17 protein-coding genes are annotated in these 19,117 nt (G+C 70.5%); 4 read left to right on the forward strand and 13 right to left on the reverse strand.

Annotated features, from left to right (window positions below; genetic code table 11):
* Positions 1 to 17: 17 nt before the first annotated feature.
* The 3 genes from LBW94_RS40015 to LBW94_RS40025 all read right to left on the reverse strand — a co-directional run bounded on the left by LBW94_RS40015 (position 18) and on the right by LBW94_RS40025 (position 3,072).
* A complete protein-coding gene (locus LBW94_RS40015) occupies positions 18 to 1,097 on the reverse strand; it encodes a DUF3349 domain-containing protein (protein WP_225060697.1) in 1,080 nt (359 codons plus the stop codon).
* Between the two features lie 278 nt (positions 1,098 to 1,375).
* The gene (locus LBW94_RS40020) at positions 1,376 to 1,765 is read right to left on the reverse strand and encodes a hypothetical protein (protein WP_225060696.1); all 390 of its coding nucleotides are present in this window, start codon (positions 1,763 to 1,765) and stop codon (positions 1,376 to 1,378) included.
* 2 nt (positions 1,766 to 1,767) lie between these two features.
* On the reverse strand, positions 1,768 to 3,072 hold the full coding sequence (locus tag LBW94_RS40025; RefSeq protein WP_225060695.1) for an acyl-CoA dehydrogenase family protein: 1,305 nt from the start codon (positions 3,070 to 3,072) through the stop codon (positions 1,768 to 1,770).
* Between the two features lie 213 nt (positions 3,073 to 3,285).
* Here LBW94_RS40025 and LBW94_RS40030 point away from each other — a divergent pair, with 213 nt between their 5' ends.
* A complete protein-coding gene (locus LBW94_RS40030; protein WP_225060694.1) occupies positions 3,286 to 5,094 on the forward strand; it encodes an ABC transporter ATP-binding protein in 1,809 nt (602 codons plus the stop codon).
* A complete protein-coding gene (locus tag LBW94_RS40035) occupies positions 5,091 to 6,890 on the forward strand; it encodes an ABC transporter ATP-binding protein (RefSeq protein ID WP_225060693.1) in 1,800 nt (599 codons plus the stop codon). The genes LBW94_RS40030 and LBW94_RS40035 overlap by 4 nt, the downstream gene beginning before the upstream one ends.
* Positions 6,891 to 7,082: 192 nt before the next feature.
* Here LBW94_RS40035 and LBW94_RS40040 read toward each other — a convergent pair whose 3' ends face one another.
* Positions 7,083 to 7,454 carry an MmpS family transport accessory protein gene (locus tag LBW94_RS40040; RefSeq protein ID WP_225060692.1) on the reverse strand — a complete coding sequence of 124 codons (372 nt, stop codon included), beginning with the start codon at positions 7,452 to 7,454 and terminating at the stop codon, positions 7,083 to 7,085.
* A 194-nt stretch (positions 7,455 to 7,648) separates the two neighbouring features.
* On the opposite strand from LBW94_RS40040, the gene LBW94_RS40045 reads away from it, so the two are divergent.
* A complete protein-coding gene (locus tag LBW94_RS40045) occupies positions 7,649 to 8,563 on the forward strand; it encodes an aminoglycoside phosphotransferase family protein (RefSeq protein ID WP_225060691.1) in 915 nt (304 codons plus the stop codon).
* A gap of 8 nt (positions 8,564 to 8,571) precedes the next feature.
* On the opposite strand, the gene LBW94_RS40050 is transcribed toward LBW94_RS40045, so the two are convergent.
* The 6 genes from LBW94_RS40050 to LBW94_RS40075 all read right to left on the reverse strand — a co-directional run bounded on the left by LBW94_RS40050 (position 8,572) and on the right by LBW94_RS40075 (position 15,490).
* The gene (locus LBW94_RS40050) at positions 8,572 to 10,023 is read right to left on the reverse strand and encodes an NAD(P)-binding domain-containing protein (protein WP_225060690.1); all 1,452 of its coding nucleotides are present in this window, start codon (positions 10,021 to 10,023) and stop codon (positions 8,572 to 8,574) included.
* Between the two features lie 72 nt (positions 10,024 to 10,095).
* Positions 10,096 to 11,730, reverse strand: coding sequence for a copper resistance protein CopC (locus LBW94_RS40055; protein ID WP_225060689.1), 1,635 nt, complete (start codon positions 11,728 to 11,730; stop codon positions 10,096 to 10,098).
* Positions 11,731 to 11,816: 86 nt separating this feature from the next.
* Positions 11,817 to 12,641 carry a MetQ/NlpA family ABC transporter substrate-binding protein gene (locus LBW94_RS40060; RefSeq protein WP_225060688.1) on the reverse strand — a complete coding sequence of 275 codons (825 nt, stop codon included), beginning with the start codon at positions 12,639 to 12,641 and terminating at the stop codon, positions 11,817 to 11,819.
* Positions 12,642 to 12,727: 86 nt separating this feature from the next.
* Positions 12,728 to 13,585, reverse strand: a complete 858-nt coding sequence (locus tag LBW94_RS40065) for an ABC transporter permease (protein WP_225060687.1) — start codon at positions 13,583 to 13,585, stop codon at positions 12,728 to 12,730.
* Positions 13,566 to 14,381, reverse strand: a complete 816-nt coding sequence (locus LBW94_RS40070) for an ABC transporter ATP-binding protein (RefSeq protein ID WP_225060686.1) — start codon at positions 14,379 to 14,381, stop codon at positions 13,566 to 13,568. The genes LBW94_RS40065 and LBW94_RS40070 overlap by 20 nt, the downstream gene beginning before the upstream one ends.
* A complete protein-coding gene (locus tag LBW94_RS40075) occupies positions 14,378 to 15,490 on the reverse strand; it encodes an ABC transporter substrate-binding protein (RefSeq protein ID WP_225060685.1) in 1,113 nt (370 codons plus the stop codon). Before LBW94_RS40075 ends, LBW94_RS40070 begins: the two co-directional genes overlap by 4 nt.
* Positions 15,491 to 15,939: 449 nt before the next feature.
* On the opposite strand from LBW94_RS40075, the gene LBW94_RS40080 reads away from it, so the two are divergent.
* Entirely contained in the window at positions 15,940 to 17,049 is a 1,110-nt protein-coding gene (locus LBW94_RS40080) for an acyl-CoA dehydrogenase family protein (protein ID WP_225060684.1), read from the forward strand.
* 58 nt (positions 17,050 to 17,107) lie between these two features.
* On the opposite strand, the gene LBW94_RS40085 is transcribed toward LBW94_RS40080, so the two are convergent.
* The 3 genes from LBW94_RS40085 to LBW94_RS40095 all read right to left on the reverse strand — a co-directional run bounded on the left by LBW94_RS40085 (position 17,108) and on the right by LBW94_RS40095 (position 19,083).
* The gene (locus LBW94_RS40085; RefSeq protein WP_225060683.1) at positions 17,108 to 17,848 is read right to left on the reverse strand and encodes a class I SAM-dependent methyltransferase; all 741 of its coding nucleotides are present in this window, start codon (positions 17,846 to 17,848) and stop codon (positions 17,108 to 17,110) included.
* A 96-nt stretch (positions 17,849 to 17,944) separates the two neighbouring features.
* On the reverse strand, positions 17,945 to 18,412 hold the full coding sequence (locus LBW94_RS40090; RefSeq protein WP_225060682.1) for an SRPBCC family protein: 468 nt from the start codon (positions 18,410 to 18,412) through the stop codon (positions 17,945 to 17,947).
* Positions 18,413 to 18,462: 50 nt separating this feature from the next.
* Positions 18,463 to 19,083, reverse strand: coding sequence for a TetR/AcrR family transcriptional regulator (locus LBW94_RS40095; RefSeq protein ID WP_225060681.1), 621 nt, complete (start codon positions 19,081 to 19,083; stop codon positions 18,463 to 18,465).
* Positions 19,084 to 19,117 lie beyond the last annotated feature (34 nt).

Raw genomic sequence — 19,117 nt, forward strand, 5'->3', positions numbered from 1 at the left:
TGCGTGCGAACGGTCGATTATTCGCCGGTGTCCGCGGTGTCCGTGTCCGCGTCGGTGGTTTCCGCGCCCATGCCGGAAACCCAAGCGTCGGCGGTCTCGCCGGTGGTGAGGAAGATGGTGCGCCGCCCGACCTCGACGGCGTTGTCGGCGAAACGCTCGTAGTAGCGGCCCAGCAGGGTCAGGTCGACGGCGGAGGTGATGCCGCCGGACCAGTCCGGAGCCAGGACGATGGCGAGCAGTTGCTCGTGCAACTGGTCCATCGTGTCGTCCTGCCGGTCGAGCGCGGCAGCGGCCTCGGGATCACCGGACTCCAGCACCGCGGCGGCACTGTCGGCGATCGCGACCGCCGCGGCGCCCATTCCCGCGATCACCGCATGGGCCGGGCCGGGGACGACCGGTTCGGGATGCCGGCGGCGCGCCGCGGCGGCGATATGAGTGGCGAGCGCGGCCATCCGTTTCATATTGCCGGTCAGCTGGACCGCGGTGACCACCTGCCGCAACTCCCCGGCGACGGGCGACTGCAAGGTCAGCAACCGCATGGCCTCCCGCTCGGCGTCCTGCTGCATGACCTCGACCTCGTGGCCGAGATCGATGGCGGCCTCCGCGGCCGGTAGATCGTTGCTCAGCAGGGCCTCGGTCGCGGCCGCCACGATGTCGCGGTCGCGCAGGCACATCGCATGCAGCGATCCGGCGAGTTGCTGCAAATTCTCGTGGTACTGGGTCCGCACACCCCATTCAAACCCATTCGGCGCTGTTGCGACAGGCCCACCGGCCACGGCGGGTCGCGACGGCACGGCCGCGAGCCAGCCGCGATCGACGGACCGCCCGGTGACCAGCAGCCGTTCACGGACCCGCGCAAGATCGGATTCCCGGGGCAGTTCGAGGGTGAGCCGGGCGATCGCCACCCCCGCGTCGATCCGGGTCGCGGGCAGTTTGCCCTGCGCGACGAGCTCACCGACCACCGCGTCCACCTCGTCGTCGGACAGCCGCCGCCCGAGCACCGCCAAGAGCGGGAAATAGTCCCGATCCGGCGCCCCGTGCGGATACCCCGCCCGCAACCACGCCACGATCCGAGCCAGCAGATTCGACCACTCCATCAGCCGGTCCCTTGCACAGTCACACCGGAAGCACACCCCGCCCAGGTACCACGCACGGTCACCCCACCTCCCGCCACCTGGAAACACCTGCCGCCCACAGCCTAGAACCCCGGCGTCCGATACGCCGGTCGTCCGCCCCGATCCACCAACACACCCCAGCCACCACCGCACAGACCTCGCACCCGGCTCGCCCCGGATCCCGGTCACCAGACATCCCAAGTTCGTTGCCCACCTCGCCTTCGGACCTGTGTCACCACAACGCAGGCTCGCCACCCGGCTCACCCCGGTTCGCGGTCACCGACTCGCAGGCCCGGCACCCTCGAGTTCTCTTCCCACCTCACCCCCGCGGCCTCGGCCGAGACCGAAGTGAACGCCCCGTGCCACCTCCGCCCCGGATGCGACTCCGGCAGCATGTCACCAGCCCCAGAACGCTTGTGCCGCAACGTCCCCGGCGCGTACTCGTGCTGTGCCGGCCCTCGCCGCCGCAACTCCGGCACCACATGGTCGGCGAAATCCGCGAAACTGCCCGGCGTGACCAGGTATTGGAGGTTGATCCCGTCCACCCCCGCGTCCGTCTGCCGGGTGTCGTCCCGGCGCCAGGAGCCGTCCGAGACGTGCGTGACGGTGTCCATCGTGAAGGCGTTGAGCAACAGCCGCGGCCGGGTCATGGTCACGCCTCCCCGGCCGGATCGGCGGCGAGCCCCGGGGCCTCGCCGACCGACGGGATGTTGTTCGGCACCGTGCCGTTGAGCAGGTGGTCGCCGATCTGCCGCTGCCGGTAGATGAGCGGATTGTGGGAGGAGAGGGTGCGGGCATTGCGCCAGTGCCGGTCCAGCCGCAGGCTCGCGTCCAGCGCCGACGCCCCGCCGACCTCGAAGATCTCCGTCGTGGTGCGCAACACCAGCTCGATCACGATCGACTGCGCCCGGTACACGTCGAGTTCCGCGGCGACCTCCAGATCGCGAATCGCGTTGTCCGCCTCCGCAGTCCGGTCCTCCTCGGGTAGCAACGCGTACGCCCGGCGGTCGTCCACCACCCGGTCCAGGCGGGCGGCCACGCTCAGCACGATGTCGCGGGCGGCGTGCGCGGTGGCGTCGGCCTTGCCGATCACCTGCTGCACCAGCGCCTCGTCCCGGGGCAGATCGGCGGTGGAGTGGCCGTAGGAGCGGCGCCGGCGGCGCACGAATTCCGCGATGTCGTCCACCGCGCGGCGGGCGATCCCCGCCAGTGTCGCCAGATGGGTCAGTTGCAACACCGCCTGCTGACCGGCGATGCGGAATTGCTGGGTGATCACGTTGTCCGGATCCACCGCGGCATCGGTGAAGACGGTGGTGCCGCTGGCGCTGGCGTACTGGCCGAAACCCGAATAGTCGTCGAACAATTCGATGCCGGGGGTGTCGTTGCGGACCAGCGCCGTCACCCGGCCGCCGTCGTCACCGGTGACCGCCACCGAGATGTAGTCGGAGTAGAGGCTGCCGGTGCTGTAGTACTTGGTCCCGTTGAGCACCAGCCGATCGCCGTCGGGCGTCAGGGTGGTGTTGGTGCGGCCGCGCACGTTCCCGGAGCGCTCGCTGCTGGCATTGCCGACCAGGACGCCGGATCCGATGCGCCGCAACCATTCCCGGCCCCGTTCGGTGTCCCGCTCGGCCAGTCGCTCCTCGGTGAAGCGGTAGTGCACCCGCAGGGCCTGCACCAGATTCGAATCGGCGGCGCCGAGTTCGGTGAGCAACAGGAACAGCTGCCGCAGCGAGACGCCGGACCCGCCGAGTTCCCGCGGCACCCGCAGGGCGCCGAATCCGGCCGCGCGCAGCCGCCGGATCTCCTCGATCGGCAGCCGCCGGCCCGCCTCCCGCTCGACCGCGCCCGCGGCGATGTCGTCGAAGAGGGGACGGAACCGCGCGAGCAGTTCCGCGTCGCCGACGGCCGCCGCCGGGGCGAGGTCCGTTGTGGCAGTGATGGTCTCGATGGGTGGCACGGTGCTCTCCATTCCTCGTCCGCGGACGACCGGGCGCGCTGATTCGCTCAGCATGCGAGTCCGGCGGGAGCCGAACAATGTTTTATTCGGCGAGATTTCGTAAACCTGAACTTCACGATCGGACCGAGCGGAGTTCCGATCACGGCGATCGATTTCGTTGCCTCGGCTAACCGGACCGAGCACAGTGGACGGGTTGTCAGGTGAGGAGGTGCGGTGGCCGGCGTTGGTCTCCCGGCCGATACGGCTGCCGATCGCGACGGCTCCGCACTGCGGGGCGGGCTCGCGATCATGGCGGCGGGGTGTCGGCGTCATCCGTGGCCGGCGCTGATCGCGCTCGGCTGCGCGTTGATCAACGGCGGTTGTATGGTGCTGGGCGCCAAGGCGATCGGCTGGTGCACCCAGCACGTGGTGGTCGCCGGTTTCGCCCAGGGCCGGTTCTCCTGGGCCGCCGGCGGTCTCGGCGCCGCCTATGTCCTCGGCGTGTCGCTGATCCGGGTCGCGACCATCGTCGGCCGGACCGTCGCCACCGGGCTGGTGCAGTACGGTTCCGTCGCGGTGGCGCGCAAAGCCGTTGTCGCGCACTATCTCCGGCTCGGAGTGGGCTGGCATCGGCGGCGCCGGGCCGGTCATCTGGTGTCGCACGCGGTCTCCGACACCGAGATGACCTGGGATCCTATGCAGCACTTCCCGTTCGCCGTGGGCATGACCGGCATGTTGATCCTGGTGATGATCGACATCGTCGCCGCGGACGGCTGGCTCGCGGTCGTCGCGGTCGTCGTCGTGCCCCTGGTGTTCGCCGCGAATCTGGTCTACCAGCGGGTACTGACCCCGCGCGCGCAACGCGCGCAGCGGCGCCGCGCGGAACTCGGCGCACTGGCCCACGAGGCGATCGAGGGCCGTCAGGTCATCACCACCCTGGGCATCGCCGATCGGGAGATCGCCCTGTTCCGGACGGCGGCGGACGCGTTGCGCGCCGCCAACATCCGCGTCGGCGGCGCGAGCGCGATCTTCGATCCCGCGATCGAACTGCTGCCGCCGCTGGCCGCGCTGGTGATCCTCGCCGTCGGGGTCGCCCGCGTCGAGGCCGGCCGGCTCGAGGTCGGTGTCCTGGTGGAGGTCGTCTACCTGCTGATCACCACCGCGATTCCGCTGAACGTGATCGCCCGCTTCCTCGGCGCGCTGCCGACCGGGGTCGCCGGGCACCGCCGCGTGCGGGAGACCGCGGCCGAGACCGAGGCGCCCCGGCACGGCCGGTGCGATCCACCCGGCGGCGGGCCGGGCGCGGCGGTCGAACTGGCCGAGGTCGAATTCGGTTACGGCGCTGCGGCGGTGGTGCGCGACATCGCGTTGCGGATCCCACCGGGCGGGATCGTCGCCGTCGTGGGTCCGACCGGTTCGGGCAAGTCCACCCTGCTGACCGTCGTGGCGCATCTGCTGGAGGCCGGACGGGGCACGGTGCTGCTCGACGGGACCGACACCCGCCGCCTCGCACCCGGGGCGCTGCGCCGCGATATCGCGCTGGTCACCCAGAGTGCCTTCCTGTTCACCGGCAGCGTGCGCGCCAACGTGACCCTCGGCGCCGCCGCCACCGACGACGCGGTCCGGGCGGCGCTGTACGTGGCCGCCGCCGACGAGTTCGTCGCCGCGCTCCCGGACGGCCCGGACACCGTGCTCTCCGAGACGGTCCAGTTGTCCGGCGGGCAGCGCCAGCGGATCGCGTTGGCGCGCGCGGTGTTCCGCGCGCCGCGACTGCTGCTGCTCGACGATGCGACCTCCGCGCTCGATCCGGTGGTCGAGCGGATCGTGATCGATCGGCTGCGATGTCGCTACGCCGGTGCGGATCGCCGCACCACGGTGGTGCTCGTCGGTCATCGGGCCGCGACGGTCGGGCTGGCGGACACCGTCGTCTATCTGGAGGCGGGCCGGATCGTCGCCCACGGACCGCACGACGAGCTGGCCCGGACCGTGTCCGGCTATCGAGATCTGCTGGGGGCCTACGACACCGCGGACTGTGCGCGGTGAGCGCCGACGCCCGTCCCCACGGCACCGTCTCGCTGGTACGGCGGATAGCGCGCATCGCGCCGGTGCCGCGCGGCGCGCTGCTGATCGCCGTGGTCCTGGTGGTGGCGGCCGGAGGCGGCCGGATCGTCATTCCGGTCACCATCCAGTACGCCCTCGACCACGCCCTGCTCGCCCACGTCGATTCCGCCGGCCGCACTCGGATCGTGACCGGCGCGGTCGCTGTGGGCACGACCGCGATCCTGGTCGCGATGGTGTGCTCGTCGCTGGTGAACCGGCTCGTCATCGGCTTGGTCGAGCGCGCGCTGCTGCACCTGCGGATCGCCGCGTTCACCCGGATCATGCGCCGCAGCCCGGCCGATCCGGTGATCGCGCCCGGCGGCGATCTCGTCGCGCGCGTCACCAACGATCTCGACATGGTCACCCGCTACGCGCAGTCCGGCGGCGTCACCCTGGTGCAGAACATCTGCCAGATGGCGCTGGCGCTGATCGTCATGACGGTCTACTCGCCGCCGCTGGCGGTGCTGGTGCTGATCGTCGGCGTCGGCGTCCCGATCGCCGGGCGCCGGTTGCAGCGGGTGGTGGCGGGCCGCTACGACATCACCCGCCGCCGCAACGGCGAGTTGTACACGAGCCTGCTGGAACTGCTCACCGGAATCGACACCGTCCGCGGATACGGCATCGAGGAGCGCATGCGTGCGCAGACCGGCGATCGCATCGAGGCGGTGCTGGCCGCGCAGCGCCGCACCCTGTGGGCGGTCGGGTTCAACGTGACCATCGGCGAGGTGGCCAGCGGCCTGATCACCACCGCGGTGGTGGTCGCCGGGACCGCGGCGGGTATCGGCTGGTTGCACGCCAGTGCCGGGGGCATCGTCGCCTTCCTGTTCCTGGTCATCTTCTTCGTCCGCCCGATGCAGTTCGCCGTCACCAGCCTCGCCGACGCCCGCAACGCGGAGGCCGGATTACGCCGTGTCGCAGTGGTTCTCGACCTGCCGGAGCACAGCCGCCCGATCGGGGAGGTCACCCTGGCCGCCGGCGCCGCTCCGGTGGAGCTGTCCGGGGTCGAATTCGGCTATGTGCCGGGCAGATCCGTGCTCGGCCCGGTCGACCTGCGGATCCCGGCCGGTCAGCACGTCGCCGTCGTCGGTGAGACCGGCTGCGGTAAGAGCACTTTCGCGAAACTGATCACCCGGCAACTGATCCCGGACCGGGGCCGGATCACGGTGTGGGGTGCCGGCACCGCCGAACTCGGTGACGACGCGCTCGCCCGGCGGGTGGCGATCGTGCCGCAGGACGCGTTCCTGTTCGACCGCAGCATCGAGGAGAACATCGCGCTGGGCCGCGCGGACGCGTCGCCCGGGGCGGTGCGGGAGGTCCTCGAACGACTGGAACTCACCGAGTGGATCGACGGCCTGCCCGCCGGGCTGCGCACGCCGGTGGGCCGGCGGGGTGAGGCGCTGTCGGCGGGGGAGCGGCAACTGGTGGCCCTGGCCCGCACCGCCCTCACCGATCCGGACCTGCTCGTCCTCGACGAGGCGACCAGCGGCGTGGACGCGGCCACCGATGTGCGGCTGCAACGCGCCCTGCTGCGCATCACCGCCGGCCGCACCACCGTCACCATCGCGCACCGGCTGCACACCGCCGAGATCGCCGACCGGATCCTGGTCTTCCACGATGGGCGGGTGGTCGAGGACGGCGCCCACTCGGACCTGCTGGCCCGCGACGGCCGTTACGCCCGGCTGCACGCGGCGTGGTCGCTGGGTGGCGCCGAGCCCGCGCGCAGCGAGTTGCCCGGCTGAGGCTCCCCGGTCCGGATCCGCGTCACCCGTGCAGGCGATCGCCGTTGCCGGGCCGGCGCAAGGACCGGCCGAACCGGCACCGATCCGGAAGCGGCGCGGGTGTGCGCCGAGAAGCTGCGCACCGGCGGCGGTGTGGTGTCCTGACCGCGCGCGCCTGCCCCCGGGGCGAGAGGTCCCCGAGGGCCGGTGGGATCAGCTCGCGGCGGTGCAGCCGACGGAGGAATGCATACCGCGGGTGGTCTGTTCGTCGCGCACGACACCGTCGATGGTGATGCGGCAGGACAGTGCGCCCAGATCGGAGTTCTCCGCGGAGAGAGCGTAGATCGGGTCGCTGGCCGAATTGTGCACCGTGACCTTCCACGGCAGCGGTACGTTGGCGGGGGATTCCGGCTTGTTGCCGTCCTCGTAGTAGTTGATCGTCGTCGCCTGGGCGGCCGATTCCGCCCAGATCTCGTACACCACTTCGTGGGATCCGGTGTCGGCCAGGGCAGGACCGGCGACCAGGGCCGACAGGGTGATCGCCGCGGCGGCGATCAGGTACTGGGTTGCGCGAAACATCGACATGTCGTCCTCATCTCGGAATCGTCGGTCTCCGGAGATCGGCTCCGGCAAGCGATCTCGGTGACCGCTGCCCCACATATCGGTGACGGGGCAGCAAACCGTTAATCACCGTCGCGAATCGCGGTGACGCGGACCGAACCGTACCGTTGTCGGATGCCCGGAGATGACGATGGAACGACGAGAGGCAGGGTGATCCGATGACTCGAGGTGACGGGATCCGCGTGGAGCTGGTCGAACGCCTTGTCGCGGTGCAGTTCCCGCACTGGGGCCGGCTGCCGGTCACTCCGGTGGAACGCGACGGCTGGGACAATCGCACCTTCCGGCTCGGCGACGACATGGCCGTGCGGCTGCCGAGCGCCGCCGAATACGCTCCGGCCGTGCGCAAGGAGAACCGGTGGTTACCGTGGCTGGCACCCGCGTTGCCGGTGGCGATCCCCACCGTGCTGGCGGTCGGGAAGCCCGGCTTCGGCTACCCGTACCCCTGGTCGGTGCGCAAGTGGCTGCCCGGTGAGACCGCCGACCGGGCCACCATCGACGACCCGGTCGAATTCGCGGCCGCGGTGGCGGAATTCCTGCGCGCGCTCCAGGGCTGCGATACCGCGGGCGCTCCGGCGGCCGGTGATCACAGCTTCCATCGCGGCGCGTCCCCGGTCCGCTACGACCAGCAGACCCGGCGGCACCTGGACCGGCTCGGCGACCGGATCGACACCGCCGCCGCCACCGTCGTCTGGGAGCGGGCCCTGGCCGCCGCCGCCCGGCCGGGCACCCCGGTGTGGTTCCATGGCGACCTGGCCGCGGACAACCTGCTGGTCGACGGCGGAAAGCTCACGGCGGTCATCGATTTCGGCCTCTGCGGCATCGGCGACCCGGCCTGCGACCTCACCCTGGCCTGGACGATGCTGTCCGGTCCCGGCCGGGAAGCCTTCCGTCGCACCGTCGGCGCCGACGACGCGACCTGGGCACGGGCCCGCGGCTGGGCCCTGTGGAAGGCGCTGCTGAGCCTGGCCGGCGACGATCCCGCCGGCCAGGCGGCGGCCGAGGCCCGGGTCGGCGAGATACTCGCCGACCACGAGCGTTTCGGCAGCGTCTCCCGACCAGCGGCCGCGCGCTGAACCGCCGGTCACCGGGCCGGTTGCGGCCGCGCGGGTGACCAGATCGCGTGGGCGTAATGTGCTCGCAGCGACGGGGATTCGTGTGATGGCGAGGTGGCGGCCGCGGGGGTGTCCTGGTCCTCGAAATAGAGATCACGGCCCACCGCGTCGGTCAGGCGGGGAATGGCGTGGGCGAGGCTCTGGGCGTCGCCGATCGGGTAGCCGAAGCTGAGATGCGCCGCCGCGGAGAACACGTGGATCCGGCCGACCCACGGCGCCTGCCCCGGATGTTTCTCCAGGAGCTGGAAGCCGTTGCCGAGGTACGGGGTTCGGGCCAGGGCGGCGTCGGTGAGATCGCCGTCGGGCCGGAACCGGTCGGCCCACAGCGCGATATCGTCCGCGATCGAGCGCAGTTCGGCGCGGGTGCGCGGGTCGTACTGGTATCCGGTTCCGGCGATGACGAAATCGACCACGTGCGTGCCGTCGGCCGCCTCGAGCACCACGCGGCCGTCCTCGGCTCGCGCCGTCCGCAGGGGCGCGTTGAGGTGGATGTGGAAGCCGTCGAAGGCGGTGGCCCGGGTGACCGAGTGCAGCGGGACGCTGCGACCGGCGCGGGCGGCGAGCACCTTCTGCCGCCAGCGGGCGGCGTCGCCGCGGCGGTGGTAGTTGTTCCGAGCGCCGATGCCGGGGCCGCCGAAGCCGCCGGGCCCCTGCACGATCAGGTCGTACCGCCGGGCGAACAGGTGGACCGCCGCCGCACCGGCCTCCAGCGCCGCGGCGGCCGCGTCGAAAGCCGAAGCGGCGGCGCCGATCACGGCGACCGTCCGGCCGGACAGCGCGGCGTAGTCGAGGGGCCGGCCGGTGTGCGCGAGCAGCGCCGGGGGCAGGCCGTCGAGTTCGGCCGGCAGGTTCGGGCCGCCGGTGCCTTCGACGCCGTTGGCCAGCACCAGTTTCCGGGTGGACTCCCGGACCGTGGACTCGGCGCCGTCCGGGCGCGTGACGGTGAAGGTCAGGTCCAGGCGGCCGCTGGCCGGGGTGATGTCGGTCAGGCGCGTGTGGTGCCGGACCGGCACCCGGAGGTGGCGTTGGATCCATTCCAGATAGGCGGCCCACTCCAGGCGCGGGACGCGCGGCAGGTCGGCGTAGGCCCGCTCGCCGTGGACCGCCTCGTACCACGCCTGGAATCCCAGTTCGGGGAAACCGAATTCGGGCTCGGGCCAGTTCTTCGGGGTCCGCAGCTCGGTCATCCGCGCGATCGTGGTCCACGCTCCGGTGCGGCCCGGCGGCGCGGCGTCGACGACGGCCACCCGGCCGATGCCCGCGCGTCGCAACGCGAATCCGATGCCGAGCCCGGCCTGGCCCGCACCCACCACCACGACGTCGTGATCCGTCGCGCCCGGCCGGACCCAGTTCGCCGGGTCGGGGCCGAAGTGCCGCAGCACCCGGGCGGCGTATTCGTCGACAGCTGTATTCTCTTGCACCACAGCACAATCCATTTCGTTCGAGATACCGGTCACCGGGTGGTTCCCGGTCCGCGTAAACCGTTCCCCGGCTCACAACACCTTGTAGAAGAACGAGGCCAGCCTCGGCCCCTGCCCGTCGTCGAACCGGACGGTGACCCGCCACTGCCCGGCCGCCGGGACGATCAGCCGGTCGCTGCGCCACACCAGCGCGCCGTCGCGTGGCACCGGCGGGGTCAGCGCCACCGGAAGTCGCGCGACATTCGCCGACACCGACGACAGGTCCACACTCACCGTCGCGGAATCCGGCCGTGCCGCAACCGTGCTCGCGGGAACGTAGGTGAGGGTGAGCTGTTGCGGACCGTGCCGGATCGAGTCGATGCCGATGTGCAGGCGTTGCGCGGGACCGAAATCCAGCGCGGTGGCGATATCGGTGGTGTAGACGTCCTTCGCCGGCGCCAGCGTGGTCAGCACCGAGGTCAGGGCCAGCGCCAGCACGGCGAGCCCGGCCTCCGGGAGCAGGGTCCACGGTCGCCCCTCCCTCGGTGAAATACGGCGGAACCAGCGATAACTCAGGTAGCCGAACCCGGCGACGGCCACGGCGAGCAGGGCCTTGGCGACGAGGACCAGCCCGTAGGTCGTGTGCACCAGCGCGGCCGGTGGCCGCACCTGCACCACCGCGAGCGTCACCCCGCCGGTCACCGCCGCGGCGACGTGCCCCACGGCGACCGCGTGCCAGCGCCGCAGGTGCGGCGCCCCGCGCGGCACGAGCGCGATCACCGCCACGCCACCGAGCCAGACCGTGACGCCGTACACGTGCAGCAGCGTGCCGGTGAAGGTCCACGGCCCGCCCCGGAACGAGCCGCCGTGGCCGTCCAGGGTCACCGCGAGGATCGCGGTGATCGCCTGCGCCGCAGCGATTGCCGCCACTGCCCGGCCGTACCGTGCGGGTACCGCCGGGGCCACGATCGCCACGACCACCGCGACCGCGAGCGCGATACCGTGCGGGGCGCCGAGCACCGTCCGCGCGCTCGCGGCCGACAGCCCCGCCGGTCCGGACTGCTGAGTCACGAGAACCAGGAAACGACAGGCGAATCCGAGCAGGAACACCCCGGATCCGATGCGGTGCACCGTCCGGAACCGCGCGGTGCGCGCGGCCGCGGGCCACGCCCAGCGCGCCGCCGCCCACAGGCCCGCCGACAGCAGCAGCCCGAGATAGGTGAGCCCCTTGCTCGGATAGTCCAGGTAGCGTTCGGTTCCCGGCGTGGCCGTGGTGGCGAACCGTCCCGGCGCGGTGGTGGCGCCCACGGTGAACTGGAGCGACAGCGACACCACATGGGTGTCGGCCGACACCACTCGGGCGGTGGCCAGGTAGGCCCCGTCCGGCAGTGTCCGGGCTGGGGTCAGCACCACCCGCCGCCGCCCGTCGTCGAGCGCGGCCGCCGTGAGCTCGAATCGTGTTCCGCCGCTGTCGATCAGCTGCGCCGAACCGGGGACCAGCGTGACCGGTTCGGCGAGCTGCAACTGCAACCGGCTCGGCGGCCGGTCCACGTGGGTCCCGTTGTCCGGTGTGGTCGACACCAGCACCGCGTGCGCCGAAGCGACACCGGCCGCCCATACCGGACCCGCCACGGCGAGCAGGACGACCAGGCACCAGCGCCACCTACGGACGGCCGGCACGACCACGCCGCCGGATCGGCGCCGCTCCCGCGACGGGCGGGCGGGCACGGGCCGCAGTGGCGGACGGCCGCCGCCGCTCGTGAATGCTGTTCTCGTTCATCCTGTTCCGCAGGTCGTGGGTCTCGCACCCGGTGTCATTTGGCGTCGGCCGCGGTGACCGGGATGTCGGCGCCGTGGAAGGTCGTCCGCACGAACTGCGCCAACTGCGGGCTCTCCAGCGCGTGGGTGAGCTCCAGCACCCGCGCATCCCCGGCCAGCCGCGCCGGTGCGACCAGGACGTGCGCGTACGGGTTCGCGGGCCCCGGTTCGAGGGCGAGCGCGTCCTTCGCCGGTTGCAGGCCGATCGACGCCGCCTGCTCCGGGCTGAGCACCACCGCGTCGTAGCTGTCGTAGATGGATCGCAGATCCTGGTCGAGATTCAGGGCCAGCAGCGACAGGTGCCGTGCCGAGTCCAGCACGTTGCCCTGGCCGATGGTCAGATCTCCGGCGGTGGTGCCGCCGAACGGACGATCCAGCCGCACCACACCCGCGCTCTGCAAGAGATAGAGCCCCCGCGCGAAACCGGTCGGCGTCGCCGGAAGCACCACCTGGGAACCGTGCGGCAGGCCGGTGCCGCTGATCTGGTCCTGCACCAGCCCCACGTGGACCCAGCTGGAGTTGTCCTTCAGGTCCCGCCATTTCGACGAATAGAGCCCGTAAGGAACGGCATTCACCTTCGAGACGATGCTCAGATCGTTGTAGGAGTGCTGCTGCCGGTCGGCCTCGAACGCCGGAATGTGCTGGAAGTAGGCGAGATCGCCCTGTCCGGCGGCGAGTTTCGCATTGCTGTCCGCGCCGGCCGTGACCAACCGGACCTGCACCGTGGCCGGCAGCAGATGCTGGACCGCGTACTCCAGGATGGTCCGATCGTCACCGGCGTCCACGTAGACCACGAGCGCGCCCCCGCCCGCGTTCGGCACGGCCGTGTCCTGAACCACTTTCGTGTCCGACCCGCAGCCGGCCGTGGCGAGGAGTATCGCCACGGCGGCTGCGGCGAGCCGCCACCTCACCTGCTCGTCAATCCGCGCTGCCAGGCGGTCAGTCGCCGTTCGGCCACCGTCAGCACCCCGTTGACCAGGATGCCGATCAGGCCCAGGGCGACGATTCCCGCGTACATCTGCGGCGTCTGGTAGCGGAGCGCGGCGGTGTTGATGTAGATGCCGATACCCGCGGAACCACCGACCAGCTCCGCCGCCACCAGGGCGGTGAACGCATTCGCCGCGGCCAGCCGGATACCGGGGAAGATCGCCGGAATCGCGGCGGGCAGGATCACCCGGCCGAAGATGTACAGCCGCCCGGCGCCGAGGGTGCGGGCCGCGTTCAGCAGCAATCGCTCGACTCCGCTGACCGCGCCGACGGTATTGAGCAGGATCGGCCAGAAGCAGGCCCACACCACGATCGCGACCTTCGACTCCTCACCGATGCCGAAGAACAACACGAACACCGGGAGCAGCGCCAGCAGTGACAGATTCCGGAAGAACAGCAGCACCGGTTCGGCGAGCTTCTGGAATATCTGGAACGATCCCACCAGGATGCCCACCGTGATGCCGGCCACCAGCGCGATCGCGAAGCCGATCAGCGCGCGCTGCGCGCTGGGCCACAATTGCGATCGCAGAGTGCCGTCGTCGAGCCCGTCGATGAATGCGCGGAAGGTGTCCTGTGGCGTCGACAGATACATGTCGCTGACATAGCCGCTGTCGACCACCCACCACCAGAGCACCAGGAATACGGCGAATCCGATGAGCCCGTAGAGATATCTGTCGAATTTCGCCAGCCACGGATTCGGGACCTTGGGCGGCGTGATCCGCTCGTCCTCGGGCCGCGGTTCCGCCGCGCGTACCGGCTCAGTGATCGTCGTTGCCAATGTGCACCTCCTCCTCCAGGACTCGGGCAACCCGCTGCCGGATGTGCACGAAATCTTCCGAACTGCGGGCCGAGTCACCGCGCGGACGCGGCAGTTCGACATCGATCAGGGCTTTCACCCGGCCGGGGGCCCGGGTCATCACCGCGATCCGATCGGAGAGGAAGATCGCCTCGTCGATCGAGTGGGTGACGAACAGGATCGTCTTCTTGGTGGCGCCCGATTCCCAGATGCGCAGCAATTCGCCTTGCAGGAATTCCCGGGTCTGCGCGTCGAGGGCCGCGAACGGCTCGTCGAAAACCAGGACCTCGGGTTCGTAGGCCAGCACGCGCGCGATCGCCACGCGCTGGCGCATACCGCCGGAGAGCTGGTGCGGCAGCCGATCCGCGGCGGCGGCCAGGCCGACCGACCGCAGGACCTGCGCGGCCCGCTCCCGGCGCTCCGCCTTGCCGACGCCGCGCACCCGCAGGCCGACCTCGACATTCTTCTGCGCCGTCAGCCAGGGGAACAGCGCGTATCCCTGGAAGACCACCCCGACGTTCTTGTTGATGCCCACCACCCGGGTGCCGTCGACGGAGACGGCCCCGCCGTTGTAGGAATCCAGGCCCGCGAGAATGTTGAGGAAGGTCGACTTCCCGCAGCCGCTGGGCCCGAGCAGCGAGACGAATTCGCCGCTGCGGATCCGGAGGTCGAACCCGTCCAGGACGGCGGTCGCCTCACCGGCGGACCGCCGGCCGGACTTCGGATAGAGTTTGGCGACCTGTTTCGCCTCGATTTTCCATTCGGCCGGCGCGCTCATTTCTCGGCCTCCGCGATATCCACCAGATTCGTCTTGAAGATCCCGCCGTTCTGCTCGCCGGGCAGCACCTGGCTGTTCTGCTCCTGGCTGTCCAGCAGATCCGCGGATTTCGCGTACGGATTGAAGGCGTTGGTCGCGATGTCCTCCGGCCGCAGCTGGTCCGAGCCCGGCAGCGGTTTGCCCACGTCGGTGGTGAGATCCCACCACAGTTGCAGACTCGCCTTGTCCAGCAGGGCGTTCGGCGCGTAGTGCCAGTTGGTGGTCTGGTTCACCGGATAGCCCGTCGTCTTGCCCGCGATGATCGCGGACTCCTTGGGATGCGCGTTGGCCCAGTTGGCCGTCTTCGCGATCACGCCGACGAAGGCCCGTGCCGCGGCCGGATTCTTCTGGAGCCACGCGTTGCTCGCGACGTAGGGCGCCTGGCCGCCCAGCGGGCCCCAGTCCTCGTAGGAGGTGACCGCCTCGGTGAACTTGTCCGGCTTGCTGAGCAGCACGCCGACCAGCGGCGGATGGAAGACGCCGAGGTCGATCTGGCCCCGCTCGAGCGCGGCCGGCATCAGTTCCTCCTTGAGCTGGAGGAATTTGACCTTGGTGAGGTCCACGCCGTTCTTCTTCAGGTACTGCTTGATCACCAGGTCGACGCAGCTGTTGAAGCCGGAGACGCCGATCGTCCTGCCCTCGAGCGCCTTCAGATTCGTCTTGGTGATCGCGGAGCCGGCCTTGGTGAAGTAGGCCATGTGCGGCTCGTCCGGCAGATCGAGCATGCTCGACGCGATGGCGGTGAATTTGAACTTCTTGGTCTTGCCGTCGATATCGCCGTTGAACATGCCGGTGGCGATATCGATCTTGCCCTCGTCGAGCAGCTGCGGCGCGGGTACGGCCGTGGCCGGTCCGACATATTGCGGACGCACCCCGGAATGGTTCCAGTAACCCAATTCGTCGGCCATGCGGACCAGGGACAGTGCGGTGGGGGAGTTGGCGAAGCGGAAGAGCACCACGCCGTTGTTCTTCCCGAGTCCGCAACCTGTCAGCAGTGCGGGCACCACCACCAGTAGCGCGGTCAGGACGGAAATTCTCCTGATGGAACGTTTGCTAACCGAAATGCTCATGCCCGCAGCCTCCGGCGCCTTGTCTGCCACTCACGGTCTTTCCTCTCCATGCCGGAAGCGGCCGCCGGTTCTCGCCCGTGCGGCCACTCCCGAGGAATTGATTCGACTGAAAAGGTAAGCCCCGCCGGAGTATCCGCCCTACGAAAAAACTCACCCTGAGCGAATCCGGTATTTTTCGCATCGCGAATTGTGAAGCAATACTTGACGACCGGCGCCGGAATCTCGTAGTGAAATGTGTGGATCCGGATACGAGGGGTGGTTCCGGCGATCCTCGAATCCGGCGGAATTTATTGGAACAGCACCGGATCCGTGCACGTCGGGTGCACCGCATCGGTCCGCTCGGACCACCCCGGCCGGGGTGCGGCGATGGCGCGGGCCGATAATTCAGCTCATGGAGACCGGTGGCCCGTCCGGCGCCGGCGCTCCCGGTGTGCGGCGGAAGGGCTGTCATGACAGTGGCGAAGACGACCGAAGGTGCGGCCGCGGCGGTGGCCGCCGCGGCCGATCAACCGTTCGTCGCGAAGGTGCGGGAATACACGGAGACGGTGCTGCGGCCCGCGGCGCCGGCGATCGACCGTGACGGTGTCACCCGCGAGGGCATCGCCGCACTCGCGGCGCTCGGACTGCTCAACCACACGTCGAGCCGGGAATTCGGTGGCGCGGAACTGGATCGCAACGCGGACCGGCGGGTACACGAGCTCATCGCGGGGGCCTGCTTCAACACCTGGCTGGTATGGGCGCAGCATGCCTCCCTGTCCGAACGGATCCTGGCCGCCCGCGCCGCGGGCACCCCGCTTTCCCCACTGGCACAGCGGGTTCTGCGCGGCGAACTGCTGCTGGGCGCCGGCGTCAGCGACGTCCGGCGGTTCCCGGATCGCTACGTGGCGGCGCGAAAGTCGGCCGGCGGCTGGATATTCGACGGCACGGTGTCGTGGGTCAGCGGGTGGGGCCTCAATTCGGCGCTGACCGTCGCGGCGGTGGAACCGGCCGGCGAGACCGTCGTCACCGCGCTGGTGCCGGTCAGCGATCATCTGGTCAGTGCGGGCCCGCTCGAACTCGGTGCGGTCGCGGGCAGCCGGACCGCACGAGTCCGGCTCGACGGTGTCTTCGTCCCCGGCGAGGACGTGCTGGCCACCGAGAGCCTGGAGCGGACACGGTTCCTCGATCAGGGCAACGCCAGCGACGCGCGGGCACAGCACTTCGGCCTGGCCGAGACGGTGCTGCGTGAACTGGAGGAGACGGAACAGCCTCTCGCGCAACGGATTGCGGAGGTCTGGCGGCCACGAGTGGCGGAGATCCGGGCCACGGCCTACGACCTGTCCGACGAGGCCCGTGCGCACGGTGGCGGCCCCTACCGGCTCGACGACCGCCTGGCCGCCCGGGTCGCCGCGAACGATGCCCTGGCCGTCCTCACCCGCGGGCTGCTCGTCGCCCGCGCCGGCCGCGGCCTGGCCACCGGCGACACCGCGCAGCTGTACGCGCGCTCGGCCCTGTTCCTGCTGGTGCAGGGCCAGACTCCCGAGGTGCGCGCGGCTCAGCTCATCCGGTACGCCCGCTGACCGCGCGGGCCGTCGCCGATCGGCGACGGCCCGGGATCGATCCGGTCCGGGTGCGGAGCTACCGGACGGCGACGACCATCGCGTCGGTGATGGACCGCCACGCCACTGCGGCCTCGGCGAATCCGGCCTCGCGCAAGCGGTCGAGGTGCCAATCCACCGTCTGCTCGACGCCTTTCACGTGCTGATCGAAAATCGCACGGCTGGCGGCGGATTCGGCCGCGAGGCCGGGTTCGGCGCCGATCTCGGCCCACCACTGTTCCCAGTCCCGGGCGCCGGTGGCGCGGGCGCGTTGCTGATGATCGGTCTGGATGATCTCGTCGAGCCGGGTGAGCCGGGGGGCGCCGGGATCGGGCATGTGATCGGCGTTGACGACCACCCCGCCCGGCCGGACCAGCCGCAGCAGTTCGGCATACAGTCCGGCCAGCGCGGCCGGTTGCATCCAGTGGGTGGCGGTCGCGGTCAGCACCGCGTCGAAGGGTTCGGGCGGCAGCTGCCGCGCCCATCCGGCCGCGGTGAGGTCGGCGCTCACGAAGTCGATTCGGGAGTCGCCGTCGAACGATCCCTTCGCGATCGCCAGCAGGGTGGGATCCATATCCACCGCCACCGACCGCGCCTGTGGCAGCCGGGCGAACAGCCGGCGACTGATGCTGCCGGTCCCGCAGGCCAGATCCAGCACCCGTGGCGCCTTACCGGCTGCCGCCTCGACGACCTCCAGCATCACCCGGAACCGCTCTTCGCGGTCGGGCATGTACAGCTCCTGCTGGCGATCCCAACTGCGCTGCCACGCTTCCCAGTCCACGCGAATCCTCGCTCTCGCAACCCGTGTCCGATCGACGAGCTGATGCTCGGCAACACAGGGTACGACGGCGTCGCCGCGGAGTCCGGGAACGAAACCTCACTCCACGGTACGGGCGAGGATTCCGAGTGTCGCGCGCAGCGCGAACTGGGGGACCACCGGGAAGGTGAGCGCGCTGAGATACTTCTCCGGGGTGCGGCTCCAGTCGCAGTACGAGGTCACCAGCGTGCCGGTGGCCGAAGGGGTGAGCCGGTAGCCGTAGCGGTGGTCGAGCTGGATGGTCTGCGCGCCGACCGTCCATTCGATGTGGGTGTCCCGGTCGAATTCGGTGATGGTGACGGTGACGTCGTACTTGCCGAGCGGCATGTCACCGAGCGACTCCCGGTCCATGTGCACGACGAAGGTGTCGCCGGCCTTCTCCGCCGGCTCGCCGTCGGCGGACTGCAACATGCCGGAGCTGTCGATCGTGACGTGCCCGCGCGGGTCGCACAGCACCTCGAACACCTTCTCCGGTGGCGCGGCGATCTCTCGCGACGCTTCGATGCGGGTCTCGGAAACTTCGGTCATGCTGTCCTCCGCGCTGTGAAACGGCATTTCTCACCGGAGAGAATAGCGCTCTAGCCCGGGGCGGTGTCCGTCGCGCGCATTCCCGGCCGATCGGCCCGGCGGGCCCGGTCCTGCGGGCTCAGCCCCGCCACCGTCAGCCGGAGCAGCCGCTGCGCCGCGGCCACCGGGTCCGCGCGGTGTTCGGTGGCCAGCGCCATGCCGACGGCGAGCGTGATCAGATCGGCGACGGTCACGCCCGGCGGCACCGCGCCGTCGCGTACGGCGTGATCCAGCAGCGGGGCGCCCGCCAGTTCCAGCGTTGCCGCACAAGCGTTGTCGTGGGTCGGGTCGACCCCGGCGGTGTCGTAGGCCAGCGCTACCGCCAGCCCTCGGGCCGACACGCAGTAGGTGACGACCTCACTGAGCCAGTCCAGCAACGCTTTCCGGCTGTCGGTGGTATCGGTGAGCTGCTGCGCGCGAATCCGCAGATCGTCGATTCGCTTGTGCGACACCGCTTCCAACAGTGCCTGGCGAGTGGGGAAGTGCCGGCGCACGGTGGCCGAGCCGACCCCGGTGCGGCGCGCGATCTGTTCCAGCGAGGCATCGGGGCCGTGGGCGGCGACCTCCGCTTCGGCCACGGCGAGGATCCGCGCGTAGTTGCGGCGCGCGTCCGCGCGCTGCCCCTCGGGCATCACGTCACCTCCATGGTTGCCAAGTGGCGGGGTC

Origin of the sequence: Nocardia sp. alder85J, from assembly GCF_020176955.2 — a bacterium.
Taxonomy (GTDB): Bacteria; Actinomycetota; Actinomycetes; order Mycobacteriales; family Mycobacteriaceae; genus Nocardia.

Bases quoted from the DNA above. Each gene is read 5' to 3' on its own strand.
- LBW94_RS40095 (WP_225060681.1), bottom strand. From the start codon at position 19,083: ATGCCCGAGGGGCAGCGCGCGGACGCGCGCCGCAACTACGCGCGGATC.
- LBW94_RS40075 (WP_225060685.1), bottom strand. From the start codon at position 15,490: ATGAGCATTTCGGTTAGCAAACGTTCCATCAGGAGAATTTCCGTCCTG.
- LBW94_RS40015 (WP_225060697.1), bottom strand. From the start codon at position 1,097: ATGGAGTGGTCGAATCTGCTGGCTCGGATCGTGGCGTGGTTGCGGGCG.
- LBW94_RS40040 (WP_225060692.1), bottom strand. From the start codon at position 7,454: ATGTCGATGTTTCGCGCAACCCAGTACCTGATCGCCGCCGCGGCGATC.
- LBW94_RS40045 (WP_225060691.1), top strand. From the start codon at position 7,649: ATGACTCGAGGTGACGGGATCCGCGTGGAGCTGGTCGAACGCCTTGTC.
- LBW94_RS40080 (WP_225060684.1), top strand. From the start codon at position 15,940: ATGACAGTGGCGAAGACGACCGAAGGTGCGGCCGCGGCGGTGGCCGCC.
- LBW94_RS40070 (WP_225060686.1), bottom strand. From the start codon at position 14,381: ATGAGCGCGCCGGCCGAATGGAAAATCGAGGCGAAACAGGTCGCCAAA.
- LBW94_RS40090 (WP_225060682.1), bottom strand. From the start codon at position 18,412: ATGACCGAAGTTTCCGAGACCCGCATCGAAGCGTCGCGAGAGATCGCC.
- LBW94_RS40020 (WP_225060696.1), bottom strand. From the start codon at position 1,765: ATGACCCGGCCGCGGCTGTTGCTCAACGCCTTCACGATGGACACCGTC.